Below are 13321 nucleotides of genomic sequence, written 5' to 3' on the forward strand. Positions count from 1 at the left end.
TCCTATGCGTCTCAATCCAATTCTCACCACTCTCATTGCCATTGTCGTCGTCGCCGCCCTGCTCGGCGTTGCCTGGGTCGTTCTGCGCCCGTCGGGGCCGCTCATCGAGTCGGCGCAATTTAGCCACGCCACCATTTCACCCAACGCCGACGGCGTGGACGACATCGCCCGCATCACCTATCGCCTGCGCCGCCCGGCCTCGGTCGCCATCTATTTCCTCGACGCGCAAGGCAAACGTTACAACTTTCGCGACGACAATCCGCGCGATTCGGGCGAGCACTCGTTGTTGTTCTCCGGAATCGTGGATGGATTCGTCACCCGCTCTGATCTGGTTTCGGGCACGGTGCTGAAGCGGGTTCTGCCGAACGGAAGTTACACCTGGGCCATCGCCGCCACCGGAGACGACGGCCAGACCGGCGAAGTCACCGGGACGCTCAACGTGGAAGCCGCCGACACATCCCTGCCCGAGCTTCTGAGTCTCACCGCCAGCCCGGCCACGTTCACGCCCAACCAGGACGGCTTGTCGGATCGGGCAACGATCAACGTCTGGCTGGCCAAAGAGATTCCCGACAACGGTTTGCACATGACTCTCATCGGCGCGGACGGATCAACCTACTTCATCCCCGAAGCGTCCACGTCGCTTCTGCCAGGCCGAGCCGGCTTGCACGTTTACGATTACGATGGCGGCATTGATAACGGCACCAACCCGCCGCCTGACGGCACGTACACGGTGCGGGCCGAGGCCGAGGACGCCATCGGCCAAAAGGTGATGACCGAGACAACGCTGACCATTAAAGATGGCGGCCGCCCCTTCGCCGAAATTTATCAGGGTGACGTGCAGTTCTCGTCCAGCACGGTCGTGATCGGCCAGACGTTATTTTTCACGGTGACGGTCGAGAATTACGGCTCGGCGCCCATTCGCACCTTTGGGCCGTGGTCGGGCACGGTGTATCAGCAGGAAGAAAATTCAAACACGCTGGGCTTCTTTGAAGAGGACGGCGCGTGGCGGATCGGCATTGACTGCGATGCCTGCATCCGCGACTATCCCTGGCGCTGGGGGCTGGGCACGCCGGAGTCTCTCACGCCGATCGCCGACGAGAGCGGGCAGGTGCATTACTACTTGTTGCCGAACCAGCGGGCGGTGGTCACTGGCGGCATTACGCTGACGGAAGTGATTGACCGCCGCAACCCGCAATACTTTTGGGCCGGGCTGATCCACGAAGCCGTCGGCATCTCCAACATCAACAACCGCGTTGACCCGAAGCAGATTACGATTGAGAAGCCATAATATAGGACGCGGATGAACGCAGATAAACTCGGATTTGCTTTTTGATTCGTATCCGTGTTCACACCTGCACTTGCGTTCCGGTGCAAGTGTCCGCGAAAATCCGCGTCCCGCCTATGCCCTGGATAAAACAAATTCCCATCGAAGAAGCAACCGGCCTGCTCAAGGCGCAGTTTGATGCGGCCCTCAAGCGCGCCGGTCGAGTTTGGAATATCGTTCACATCATGTCGTTGAACGCCAGAACTATGCGCGACAGCATCGGCTTTTACGCGACGCTGATGATGGGCGAGTCGCCGCTCACCCGCGCCCAGCGCGAGATGCTGGCAACCGTCGTCTCCGCCGAGAATCACTGCCTCTACTGAACACGCTCGCACGCGCACGACCTCCGGGCTGAGGTCGGAAAGGTGACGGAGGCGACTGAGGCGGATGCTTACGTTCAGGCCGTCGCCCGCGACTGGCGAACCGCGCCGCTGAACGACGTTGACCGCGCCCTGTGTGAGTTTGCGGCCAAGCTGACCCACGAGCCGCGAAACATGACTCCCGCCGATTTGGACGGGCTACGCGCCCACGGCCTGGATGACCGGGCGATTCACGACGCCGTTCAAGTGATCGGCTACTTCAATTACATCAACCGGGTGGCGGATGCGCTGGGAGTGGAGCCGGAGGAGTTTGTGAAGGCGTGGGGAGAAAGCGATACCGTCAGCAGTCATTAGGGCTTGTCGGGTCTCCCGGCTTTAACGGGAATTGGGACGCAGACGCAAAGCGCGCAGATAAACGCAGATTTTATTTTTCATCCGCGAAAATCAGCGCGCAAAGCGTCCGCGTCCTCGCGGGCGGCCAACCGCTTCACCCCCCTGCCTCTCGCAAAAACACATCCACAACCTGCGGGTCGAAGTGCGTGCCGGCACAACGTCGCAGTTCGCCGATGGCCTCCTCCCGGCTCTTGGTTCTGCGATAGGGCCGGTTGGTGGTCATGGCGTTGAAGGCATCCACTACAGCAATGATGCGCGACGCGAGCGGGATGGCTTCGCCTTTCAACCCGTCCGGGTAGCCTGTCCCATCCCATCGTTCTTGATGGTGATAGATCCAAGAGACGATGCGCTGCAGCGGCTCGATTGGCTTGACAATCTGCGCGCTATGATAGGGGTGCAGACGAATGATATTCCATTCGTCGGGAGTCAGCGGCGTGGTTTTCCTCAGCACCGCGTCAGGCACGGCAATTTTGCCCACGTCGTGCAGCAGGGCGGCGAACTCCATCATTTCCAAATCCGCGCCGCTCCAGCCCAGTTCGCGGGCGAGCTGCACTGCCAGATGCGCCACGTCGTCCGAATTCCCGCCCGTGTATGGATCGCGGGCGTCAATCGCCGCCGTTAGTGAGCGAATGGCGGCGACCGAGAGGCCGCGAACGTCCTCGTACAGGCGGGCATTCTCAATGGCGGTGGCGGTCTGTCCGGCCAGCGTAGTGAGGAGCGATTCGTCGCCGACTGTAAACTCCGTCGAAGGGGCCGGCGCGCCGGTTTTGTTGATCACTCCCAATACGCCCAACGCTTTTTTCCCGACGAGCAGCGGGACGACCAGCGCATTGTTGGCCCGACCTGAAGGGAGCGGGGCCTCGTGTTCAGGTTCCCGTTTCCAACGGGGGTCGGCGGCCAAATCGGGGATGTTGACGGTTTGGCTCTCCAGAAAGGCCCAGCCGGCCAGCCCCTCGCCCAGACGATACTTTATACGTCCTACGTCCTCGGCGAGGAACCCCTGCGACGCGCGCAGCACCAGCCGCTCCTCCCGCTCGTCCCAGAGGAAAATATAGCCCCCCTCGGCGCGCGCGACGCCGGTCACCGCGCCGACGACAAACGCCAGAACGTCCTCAATGCGCAAAGTGGCGGTGACCATCTTGTTCATGTCGAAAAGAGCAGAAAGTTCGTGTACGCGGTGCTCCAACTGTTCGAAGAGGCTGGCGCGGCGGAGAGCATTGGCGGCCATGTCGGCGATGGCGGTGAGCAGGCGAAACTCGGTCTCGGCGCAAGTCCGGGGCGTGTAAGTGCTGACGTGCATCGCGCCCACCACCTGCTCGCCGACACGCAGCGGGACGCAGATGTCGCTGGCGATTTCGGGCAGGCGCGTGGTCATAGCAATTTCAAAGGTGAGCAGGGGATCATGCTGGAAGTCGGGGCTGAGGTGCGGCGCGCCGCTCTGCGCCACCCGGCCAGAAATGCCCTGACCCAGCCGCAGGCGCGCACCCACCAGGGCTTGCCGCGCGCCCGTTCCATAGCGGCAAACGAGCGTCTCGCCGCTTTCGTCCAGCAATAACACGTTGCCGCAGTCGGCGCGGCAGGCCTCAACGGCCTTCTGAACAATGATCGGGAGCATGTGCTCAACGCCTTCGACGCCGCGCAACGCGCCGCTCAACTCGAAGAGCGCGGAGAGTTCGGTCATGCGCTGTGCCAGCGCGGCCTCGGTTGCCTTCTGCGCCGTGACATCTCGTCCGAAACTGATAGCGCCGACCACCTGCCCGTCACGGTACAGCGGCGTGGTATTGACCGAGAGAGATAAGATACTGCCGTCGGCGCGGAAAATGCCTACCTCATAACTCTGCGGTTTCCCGGCGAGGGTGTCGAGAACGATCTGCTGGATGCGCGGCAAGTCCTCCGGCGGCGCAATAACCGGGGCGAAACTCTTGCCGATCCAATCTGTTAATTTGTGGCCGCTGACCTCTTCGGACCGCCGGTTGCCGAAGGTGAAGCGCCCCTCGGTGTCCATCGTCCAGATCAGTTCGGTGGCGTTCTCCACCAGCGTGCGGTACTCCTGCTCGGAAGTGTGCAGGGCCTCCTCCGCCCGCTTGCGCTCGACGAGTTCATGCTGAGTGGCCTCGAACAGCCGCGTGTTCTCCATCGCCACGGCGACCTGATTGGCAAAGAGCACAAGTAACCGCTCATCGTGCGGCGTAAAGGCATTGACGCGCGCGCTTGACACGCCGAGCGTGCCGAGTAGCTCTTTTTCGTGGAGGACGGGCACCCACAGCGCCGAGCGAATCTCAGAATCAATTGTGATCCAGCGCGGATCGGCGGACACATCCGGCAGATAAACTGGCAGGCGATTCTGGGCAACCCAGCCGACCAGCCCGCGCGCTTCATCCAGCGGGAAAGTTAACCTGCTCAAAGCCTTTTGTGTCTCTTCGCTGTAACCGACGCTGATTTCGAATCGCATTTGGCCGCCCGCCGCGTCGCAACGGAAGAATTCGGCGCGGTCGGCATGCACCGCAGTCATGGCGATCTTGCACAGGAATTCCAATTGCAGGCGCGGATCAAGCTCGCGGTTGATCGTCAGTCCGGCGTCATATAAAAGCCCCAGTTGCGTCGCCTGCCGCCGCGTGTCCGCGTGCAGCCGGGCGTTGGCCACAGCGCCGCCCAGTTGCCGACCGATGGATTCCAGTAGTTCCAGTTCTTCCGGCGGAAAGGCGTGCCGTCGGCGCGTGCCCACGTTCAGCGCGCCAACCAGTTCGCCGCCCGAAACAAGTGGCGTGCTGGCAAGCGTCTGAAAACCCTCGCGGACGATGAACGGGGCCAGCCGCTCGGTGGGATAGTCTGGCATATTGAGGGCGACCGGCCGGCGCTCGGCGGCGGCGCGGCCAGAAATCCCCTCGCCCAACCGGATACGCCGAGTGTTTCGCGCGAACTCGTCCGAGAGGCCGCGATGCGTGCGTAGCATCATTGTCTCCCTGTCCGGTTCCACAAGAAGGATGCCGCCCGCTTCGACCTCCAGCACCTCCAGCACCTTGTCCAGCGAGTCGTCAAGGATTTCGTCTAACTCCAGCGATTGAGCGGCGGCGCGATCAATGGCGTAGAGGACGGAGAGTTGACGGGTGCGTTTCTGCACCGCCGCTTCCAATTCCTCCCCCCACGCGGCCAGTTTCCGGCGCATGGCTTCGAAATTGTGGCCGAGTTCCGCCACCTCGTCTGGCCCGGCAACGGTGACCGGTGTGGCCAAATCGCCTGTAGCGATCCGCCGCGCCGCCTCGGCAAGCCCCATCACCGGCCTCGTCACCTGACGAATGATAAGCCAGACGAGCAGCATGGCCAGGGCCAGCGTGACAAGAGCCGACAGCAATATCTGATTGCGAGCCTGAGTGATGGGCGCCAGCGCCTCGACCCGATCTTGCTCGATTGTGACCGCCCATCCCAAGCGCGCGATGGGCGCAAAGGCGATGACTTCGTGAAATTCTTTCCCCTGCTCGATAACCGGCACGTCCGTTGCGACTGTTGGCTCGTTGCGCTGGATAAGAGACAGAAGAAGATCATGGTGCTGGCTGGGCGCGCCCACCGCGCCAGGCACGGTCGAGGCGACCACTATCCCCTGCCCATCTACCACTTGAGCATAGCCGGTCTCGCCCAACGCCATCGGCCCGATGAAGCCGGAGATGGCCGGGCCGCCGGGATCGAGCCCGCCGCCGATCAAGCCGGTGATTTCGCCGCGTGAGTTTTTGACCGGGACGACGAGCGAGATGAGGGGGCCGGAGATCAGCCCGCTCACCTGCGGCAGGCCGGTTTCCAACGCTTGGCGGATGTGGGGACGCTGGGAGAAATCCGCGCCGATCAGTGTGGCGCGCAGTGTCTCCGGTTCAACGGCCAGAACGATGCCGCGCGCATCGGTGACGAATACATCGTGGGTGAACATACCCGAACGATATAGGTCAGCCAGCGCGGCCTGCTCGGGGGCCAGGTCGGCGTCGGTCAGGTCGAAACCGGGCTTGGCCGCCGCGTCGGCTAGTTCATCCACCATATAGTTGATGTGGTAATCCACATGAGCGGCGACCGTTTCGGCCAGTGCCAGTCGCTGTTCCAGCACCACATCCATCGAGGCGGCTTGATTGCGCAAGCCGATGATGCCCGTAGCCAGGAACATCGCGGCCAGGACGATCACGGTGAGGGCGGTGATGCGGGCTTGCAGGCCAAGTCTGAGCGGTCTACCAAGCCCAGGCATTTTCACTTCCCCCCCCCCCCCCGTTATGTCAACTTCATCGGCCTGTCTCATAGTTATTTCCTAACTGCTCAGGGCAAAAAAATCAGGACGCGGATTTCGCAACTACTCACCAGGCAGGAAAGTAGTTACATTTCTTCTATTTTAGCCTCGTCTACTTCGGCGGCAAATACGGCGAGCCAACAGCCAGGTAGCCGTAGCCGCGCTCGGTCAGCTCGGCGTAGTCGGGAATCATCCGCCGGCCATCAATTACCAGGTACGGCGGCTTCACCGTCTGCTCAATCGTCCGCGACAGGCCGCGAAACTCTTCCCAGTCGGTTGAGATAAACAGTATGTCGCTTCCGGCCAACGCCTCTTTGGCCGTCGGGTGATAGGTGATCTTCTCGAACAGGTAGTTGTGTTCGGGGTTGAAGAAGCGTTTGGCCTCGTCAGCCGCCGCCGGGTCGTAAGCTCGAATCTCGCTCACACCCCGCGCCAGCAGAGTCTCGACCACCTTAAGCGACGAGGCGTCGCGCATGTCGTTGGTGCGTTGTTTGAACGACAGTCCCAGCAGGGCCACCTTCTTGTTGTTGAACCGCGCCCCGGCCTCGCGCATAGCCCGATCCAGCAAATACGTCTTTTGATATTCGTTGATCTCGTAGACCGATTGCAGAAGTTCGGCCTGGTGGCCGGTCATGCGGAACTGATAGATCAGCGATTGAATGTCCTTGCCAAAGCACGAGCCGCCCGCCCCGTTCGATACGTAAGACCCCCAGGTGCTGATGCGGTTGTCGGCGGTCACGCCGCGCTTCAGGTCTTCCATCCGCACATTGGCAAACGATTCGCCCAACCGCGCCCCCACGCCGTTCCAGAACGAGATGTAAGTGAGGAGCAAAGTGTTGGCCAGATATTTGATCGACTCGGCGGTCTCGGGCGTGGTTTCAATGTAGCGGATGCGGACGTGGTTGACGAACTGGGAGTAGATGCGGCGGATGATGCGGAAATCTTCCTCGGTGTCGGCCCCCACCGTCACCCGGTCCGGGCGGCGCGACTTTTCGACGGCGTCCCCTTCGGGCAAAAATTCGGGGTTGGAGGCCACGCCGGCGTTGGGCACGTTGAACTCGCGCAGTTTGCGCTCCAACTGGCGGGCCGTGCCAATCGGCACTGTGCTCTTGTTGACCAGCACCACCCGCCGCGTATCCTGGCGCTTGGCCAACAACTCGCAAATATGATCGACCGCTTTGAAGTAGAAGCTCAGGTCAGACGAGCCGTCGGGCTTGGGCGGCGTGGGCAGGCACAGAAAGATGGCGTCGGTGCCTTCGAGGATCGGGGTCAGATCGTTGCAGAAGAACAGGTAGCGATCCATGTTCTCGGCAATGATGCTCACCAGGCCCGGCTCGTTGACGTAGCGTTCGATCGGGTCACGCTGGGCGGTGCGATAGGCGGCGAGACGGGCCTCGTCAATATCGTAAGCATAGACTTCGTGGCCGTACTCTGAACAGACTGCGGCGTGGGTCAGCCCCACGAAGCCCGTTCCAGCAACAATGATTTTCATCGTAACTCCTTAGTTGTATAGAGCTTGTCCGTAAGCGCCGAAGGTTTCGCCGCCGAAGACGGGGGAACGTTGTGTTACGGACAGCCCTAAATTTTCAAAATCCGGCAAGGCATACTGCCAGACGCGAAATCTAACATATCACGCATACTCTGGCAAGGCGCGGCTGGTAAACCTTCCGTAAAGGTTGGCGGATTCTTGTTTGCCGCCCTCCCCCTTTTCCAGTAAGATCACGCCGTCATTCACTGTTCACCATCCACTGTTCACTATTCCCTTGCTCTCTGCCGTCGTCCTCACCCTCAACGAAGAAAAGCATCTCGCCGACTGCCTGGCCAGCCTGCGCTGGGCCGACGAGATTGTCGTCTTTGATTCTTTCAGCGCCGACCGGACCGCCGACATCACCCGCAGTTTCGAGGCCCGTTTCATTCAGCATCGCTTTGCCAACTATGCTTCGCAACGCAACGCGGCCCTGGAAGCCGCAGCCGGCGACTGGGTCTTGTTCGTGGACGCCGACGAGCGAGTAACGGCTGAACTGGCCGACGAAGCCCGGCTCGTGGTTCAAAAGCCGGGGCCGGTCGGCTGGTGGGTTCCCCGTCACAACTACATCTTCGGCAAACTCACCCTGCACGCCGGCTGGTATCCCGACTATCAACTGCGTCTGCTCAAACGCGCTCACGCCCGCTACGACCCGGCGCGGCACGTCCACGAACTGGTGCGGCTGGACGGCGCAGAAGGCTTTTTGCAGAGCCCGCTCGTTCACTTGAACTACGAAACCGTGCCGGAGTTCATTGTGAAACAACATGCTTACACAAAATACGACGCCGGAATTTTATACGCTCAGGGCCGGCGGGCCAGGCCACATAATTTTGCGCTTCAACCGCTCAGGCAGTTTTACTGGCGCTTTGTCACCCTCGGCGGCTGGCGCGACGGCTGGCACGGCCTGCGCTTGAGCGCGCTCATGGCCTATTTTCAATTTGTGCTGTACCGGAATTTGCAACTCCTTCAAGACCGTAAGAGCCTGTTTTGAAATTGTAGGGCGAATTGACAATTTGCCCTGCAAAAATCGGCCAAAACTCGATAACTGGAAATGAGGTAAAATCCGGCCAGACCGACGCGGTCTTGAAGACCGTGTCGGTCTAAGGACAGCCGTAACGGATGAACCCGGATCTTAACCGGCCAGTGCTGGTTCTCAACGCCAATTACGAGCCGCTGAACGTGTGCGACACCAAACGCGCCATCGGTCTGCTCGTCACGGGCAAAGCCGAACTCATGGTGAACGGGCGCGGACACTTTCACACAGCCCGCATGACATACCCGGCCCCGTCGGTCATCCGCCTGGAAAAGATGATCCGGCGGCCCAGGCCGCGCGTCAAACTCTCCAAACGCGAAATCTTCCGCCGCGACAATTACACCTGCCAGTATTGTGGCCGCCAGCCTCCTCACCTGACCATTGATCACATCATCCCCCGGCACCGGGGCGGCGGCCACCATTGGGACAATTTGGTGACGGCCTGCCCAGCCTGCAACCGGCGCAAGGGTGGCAAGACGGCGGGCGAGGCCCAAATGTCTCTCAAGCACAAACCCGGCGAGCCGCCAGCCACCGCCGCCTATCTCTTTGGCCGTCACCTCAAAGAGAATAGCGAGTGGGAGAAATACATCACCGGCTGGTAGGCCCTCACCCCCGGCCCGCCTTCGGGCGTCCCGTTTGAACCCCACCAAACAGGAGAGGGGAGAATCAGCCTGCAATTTCCAACAACGCGTACAATCCGCCAGAGACGACGTTGTGGCCGCCGAGGAGAATGGGAATGGGCGCGGACACAACGGCCTCGGTCAACCGCCTCAACCGGTCATCGGTGATGAGGCCGGGGCGGCCCAGGTCGGAGGCAAAACGATCCGCCGCCGACGGCCAAACCTGGTGATGAGCCAGGTAGACCCGGGTGTCAAACAGAACCAGGTCGCTGGTCTGAGCCAACCGGGCCACAAACTCCGCTTCGCCAATCCGGCTGATGTGATCGGCGACGAACGAATACACTTGCCCGGTCTCCTGCCGCCGGTTCGCCACCATCCCCCGCTCTTCCGATAGCACCCGCGTCCAGAGCCGCGCTTTAGATTCCAATAAGCTCCAGGCCGTCGCCGAAACCCGGCCAATCATCGTCACCCGGCTTCCTGGCGCGCGCAAAATTTCGACGGCGCGTTGAACCGGCCCCAGGTTGAGTTCCGGGTTCAACGTGTCGAGCAGGCGGCGAAGGTTGGGCGGCGTGTTTGAATGCAAGGCCAGGACCTGCAAATCAAACGGCGTATCAATGTCGAGTCGGGTGGCGGCTGAGGGCGGCAACGAGGTGACGGCATAACCGGCAGACTCGCGCATCCGCCAGGCCGTCATGTTGTCACGCTCCAGCCAGTCGGCAATGCCGGCCACCGTTTCGGCTTCCGTAAACGCCACCCAATCCGCCGAGTGAACGTTGTTGGTGACGGCGGCACGCCCTTCTGCCTCCGCGACTGTTGAAACGACTTGCGCCACGGCGTCCGCTGAAAGTAACGGCATGCCGCCTGCGCCCAGGTATAGCACCCGGCTCAGTTGCCGCCGCTGAATGATCCCGGTCAGGCGTTCGCCAAAGTGAAAAGCCCCGCCCGGCGGGTCAACGTCCCATTGCAGTTTGTCACTGTCGGGCAAGGTCATCTGCGCCTGCTCGGCGGCGGGCGCGGCGACGATGATTTGCGACACTTCAGGCGATTGTTGCAACATGCGGCAAACATCGGCCAAGGCCGCGCGGCGGGCGGCGGCCAGATGCGCTTCAATAGCGCCCGGCCCGCCGGGGCCGGACATGACGATAGCTGTCACGGAAGTCATGAGTTGAAGAGGCGGAGCCGTTGAAGATAAAAGATAACACGAGCCGGCGCCGGCTCGTGTTATAGAGGGTCTGTGTTGGCGACGGGGTTAGCCGACTTCGGGTTCGATCAACCCCAGGCTTCCGTCCTTGCGGGCGTAAAGGATGTTGATCCGGGCAGTGTCGGCGTTGTAGAAGATGAAGAAGTTGTCGTGCTGGAGTAGCATCATTTGCTCAATCGCTTCCGGCTCCGTCATGGGTGTGATGGGAAATCTTTTGCGGCGGACAATCTTTGGGGCCGGCTCGGAGTCGGAGGCGGCCTCATCGAGTTCAGCTTCGGCCTGCATCACCGCTTCGCCCAGGTCGGCACCGTCGCCCCGCCCCCGGCGATGTTTGTCCTTGTAACGCTCAATTTGCCGTTGCATTTTTTCCAGCGCCAGATCAACGGCGGCAAACATGTCGCCGGTTCTTTCCTCCGAGCGGAGGATGGTGCCGCGCGAGCGCACCGTGATCTGCGCCACTTGCCGGTCGTCGGCGTCGCGCGCCGTCCGTTGCGCCGAAAGATCGACTCGCGCTTCGTTGATCTCCGGCAAATAGTGATCGAGCTTCCCTACTTTCTTTTCGATATATTCCCGCAATTTCTTTGAAATGTTGATGTCGTGCCCATTTACCATTACTGCGACTGTCATATTAGCCTCCTGTGATGGGATTAATCGGCGCTGTCGTGGCGCGCGCGGGTGAGGGTGTAGGCCCAAACCTGGGCCGCTCCACCCTCCAGCAATGCCTGAGCGCACGCGCCCAGAGTCGCGCCGGTTGTGCATACGTCGTCAATCAGAACAAAATTCAGGCCGCGCACTGTTTTGGTCTCGGCGGCAAAGGCTCCGGTCATGTTGGCCTGACGAGCCTGGGCTGTCTTGCCCACCTGTGATTCGGTGGCGCGCACGCGGCGCAAAGCGGCCGGCCAGACCGGCAGGCCCCGTTGCGCTCCCACGTGGCGGGCCAACAGTTCGGCCTGGTTGAAACCGCGCTGGCGCAGGCGATCGGGGGCCAGGGGAACCGGGATTAAGATTGAGTCGCCGGGGAAGATGGCCGGCCAGTGCGGGGAGATCAATCGGGCGAGCGCCTCGCTCAGGGGCGGGTTGTGTTTGTATTTGAGGCCGTGAACCGCCCGGCGCAACGGCCCGGCGTGAAAGGCCAGCGCCCGCAGACCGTTCCCGGCAAAAGCAACACGCCAACACTGTTCACATTGAACAGTTGTCGGCGTGTGTTTGGGATACCCGCACTTCTGACACATCGGTTCAGAAATATATTCAATTTCAGCGCGGCATTGCGCGCACAGCCGCTCGCCGGCCCGGTTGCAATTCTGGCAACGCGGCGGCAAAACCAAATCGAGTGACGCCCACCAGGCTCTTTCGGCAATCACTCTCAAGTGATCGGTGTAGCCGATTTTCAATGAGGGAACTGCCACCCGGGCCGCCCTCCTAAACAATGTCTCGCCTATCCGCCGAGAATACCTGACAATGCCGAATTTCTGAGCAATAAAACTGCCGGGCCTAGCAACACCAGCCAGATCGTCGGGAAGATGAAAAGCACCATTGGGAACAACATTTTGATAGGCGCCTGATGCGCCTTCTGTTCCGCCCGTTGCCGCCGCCGGATCCGCATCTGGTCGGACTGAATGCGGAGAATCTTTCCCATGCTCACGCCCAACTGCTCAGCCTGAAGCACGGCGGCGACAAAGCTCGTTACGTCCGACACGTCCATTCGGGTGGACATGGCGCGCAATGCTTCCCGACGGAGCTTGCCAAGCCGGACTTCCTGTAACACTCGGCCAAAGCCCGCCGCTAACTCATTGTCCCACTTTTCATTTATCTTGCCCATCGCCGCGTCAAAGCCCAGGCCGGCCTCCACGCAAATGGTAAGCAGGTCAAGGCAGTCTGGCAGGGCTTTGATAATTTCGTCCTGCCGGCGCGAGATTTTGCTGGACAGCCAGAGCCGAGGGAAGTAGTAACCCAGGCCGAAGAACAAGACGGTGAGGCCCAGGTTTTTGGCCCAGGGCCGTGACTCACCTTCTGGAACGGGCGCAACGGTAAAGACCAGGAACAGCAAACCGGCAATAACGAAGGCGGCGGCAATTTGAATGGCCAGAAACTCTTTAGGCCCGATGTTGCCTGGGTTTCCGGCCAGGTCCAGTTTATGCTGAACATCCTGCAAAGCGGCTTCGGGCGTGAAGCGCGTGGCAAGCTGGCCCACCCGGCGGATGATTGGCAAGATGACGCGCTCGCTCAACGGCTGTGACATTTCAATTTCCTGCAACGTCACAGGTTTTTCGCGCGTGCCAAATTCGGCCAGGCGGGAGTGCAAAGGGTCTTTAGCTTCAGGCGAGCGGAAACCGACAACCACCAGGACGACGGCAAACAGGAGAAAAACGGCAAGTCCAATAATAAACACCAGGTTCATGACAGTTCCTCCTAGTAACTAAATTTCGATGTCAACTACCTTGCGGATGATCGCGCCGCCGAGGCTTATTCGAATCTGGTTCGCAAGCTGATCAGTTGGCTCACGGTCAAGACCGGCGACGGCGACCTGTACGAGATCGACACCGCATTGCGCCCGAACGGCAACTCGGGTCTGCTGGTCACCAGCTTCGACGCCTACGCCAACTACCAGCAGCAGCGTGGCAGCAACACGGCCTGGACCTGG

The 13321-nt window shown here is 60.9% G+C and carries 11 protein-coding genes and 1 pseudogene; 6 read left to right on the top strand and 6 right to left on the bottom strand.

Going from position 1 to position 13321, the window contains the following annotated elements; genetic code table 11:
* The first annotated feature begins 4 nt into the window (after positions 1–4).
* The 3 genes from HYZ49_17405 (at position 5) to HYZ49_17415 (ending at position 1998) form a co-directional block, all read left to right on the top strand.
* Positions 5–1288 (top strand): hypothetical protein, encoded by a 1284-nt coding sequence (locus HYZ49_17405; protein ID MBI3244063.1) that lies wholly within the window; start codon positions 5–7, stop codon positions 1286–1288.
* 113 nt (positions 1289–1401) lie between these two features.
* Positions 1402–1647, top strand: a complete 246-nt coding sequence (locus HYZ49_17410) for a peroxidase (protein MBI3244064.1) — start codon at positions 1402–1404, stop codon at positions 1645–1647.
* A 42-nt stretch (positions 1648–1689) separates the two neighbouring features.
* Complete coding sequence (locus tag HYZ49_17415; GenBank protein ID MBI3244065.1) at positions 1690–1998, top strand: peroxidase; 309 nt, start codon at positions 1690–1692, stop codon at positions 1996–1998.
* Positions 1999–2131: 133 nt separating this feature from the next.
* On the opposite strand, the gene HYZ49_17420 is transcribed toward HYZ49_17415, so the two are convergent.
* Positions 2132–6262, bottom strand: a complete 4131-nt coding sequence (locus HYZ49_17420) for a GAF domain-containing protein (GenBank protein ID MBI3244066.1) — start codon at positions 6260–6262, stop codon at positions 2132–2134.
* A gap of 151 nt (positions 6263–6413) precedes the next feature.
* A complete protein-coding gene (locus tag HYZ49_17425) occupies positions 6414–7793 on the bottom strand; it encodes a UDP-glucose/GDP-mannose dehydrogenase family protein (protein MBI3244067.1) in 1380 nt (459 codons plus the stop codon).
* Positions 7794–7992: 199 nt separating this feature from the next.
* Between HYZ49_17425 and HYZ49_17430 the strand changes: the two genes are divergently transcribed.
* Entirely contained in the window at positions 7993–8817 is an 825-nt protein-coding gene (locus HYZ49_17430; protein ID MBI3244068.1) for a glycosyltransferase family 2 protein, read from the top strand.
* Between the two features lie 128 nt (positions 8818–8945).
* Positions 8946–9461, top strand: coding sequence for an HNH endonuclease (locus HYZ49_17435; protein ID MBI3244069.1), 516 nt, complete (start codon positions 8946–8948; stop codon positions 9459–9461).
* 64 nt (positions 9462–9525) lie between these two features.
* Here the strand turns inward: HYZ49_17435 and HYZ49_17440 are convergent, their stop codons facing one another.
* The 4 genes from HYZ49_17440 to HYZ49_17455 form a co-directional block, all read right to left on the bottom strand.
* A complete protein-coding gene (locus HYZ49_17440; protein MBI3244070.1) occupies positions 9526–10641 on the bottom strand; it encodes a hypothetical protein in 1116 nt (371 codons plus the stop codon).
* A gap of 87 nt (positions 10642–10728) precedes the next feature.
* A complete protein-coding gene (gene raiA, locus HYZ49_17445) occupies positions 10729–11307 on the bottom strand; it encodes a ribosome-associated translation inhibitor RaiA (GenBank protein MBI3244071.1) in 579 nt (192 codons plus the stop codon).
* Between the two features lie 20 nt (positions 11308–11327).
* A complete protein-coding gene (locus tag HYZ49_17450; protein MBI3244072.1) occupies positions 11328–12086 on the bottom strand; it encodes a ComF family protein in 759 nt (252 codons plus the stop codon).
* Between the two features lie 29 nt (positions 12087–12115).
* Positions 12116–13078, bottom strand: coding sequence for a type II secretion system F family protein (locus HYZ49_17455; GenBank protein ID MBI3244073.1), 963 nt, complete (start codon positions 13076–13078; stop codon positions 12116–12118).
* Positions 13079–13123: 45 nt separating this feature from the next.
* On the opposite strand from HYZ49_17455, the pseudogene HYZ49_17460 reads away from it, so the two are divergent.
* Positions 13124–13321: pseudogene (locus tag HYZ49_17460) on the top strand (hypothetical protein).

The sequence above is a fragment of the Chloroflexota bacterium genome (assembly GCA_016197225.1).
Classification (GTDB): Bacteria; Chloroflexota; Anaerolineae; order Anaerolineales; family VGOW01; genus VGOW01.

Excerpts from the sequence above, each read along its gene's own strand:
- HYZ49_17435 (MBI3244069.1), top strand. The coding sequence starts at position 8,946 with ATGAACCCGGATCTTAACCGGCCAGTGCTGGTTCTCAACGCCAATTAC.
- HYZ49_17405 (MBI3244063.1), top strand. The coding sequence starts at position 5 with ATGCGTCTCAATCCAATTCTCACCACTCTCATTGCCATTGTCGTCGTC.
- raiA (MBI3244071.1), bottom strand. The coding sequence starts at position 11,307 with ATGACAGTCGCAGTAATGGTAAATGGGCACGACATCAACATTTCAAAG.
- HYZ49_17410 (MBI3244064.1), top strand. The coding sequence starts at position 1,402 with ATGCCCTGGATAAAACAAATTCCCATCGAAGAAGCAACCGGCCTGCTC.
- HYZ49_17440 (MBI3244070.1), bottom strand. The coding sequence starts at position 10,641 with ATGACTTCCGTGACAGCTATCGTCATGTCCGGCCCCGGCGGGCCGGGC.
- HYZ49_17455 (MBI3244073.1), bottom strand. The coding sequence starts at position 13,078 with ATGAACCTGGTGTTTATTATTGGACTTGCCGTTTTTCTCCTGTTTGCC.
- HYZ49_17420 (MBI3244066.1), bottom strand. The coding sequence starts at position 6,262 with ATGCCTGGGCTTGGTAGACCGCTCAGACTTGGCCTGCAAGCCCGCATC.
- HYZ49_17425 (MBI3244067.1), bottom strand. The coding sequence starts at position 7,793 with ATGAAAATCATTGTTGCTGGAACGGGCTTCGTGGGGCTGACCCACGCC.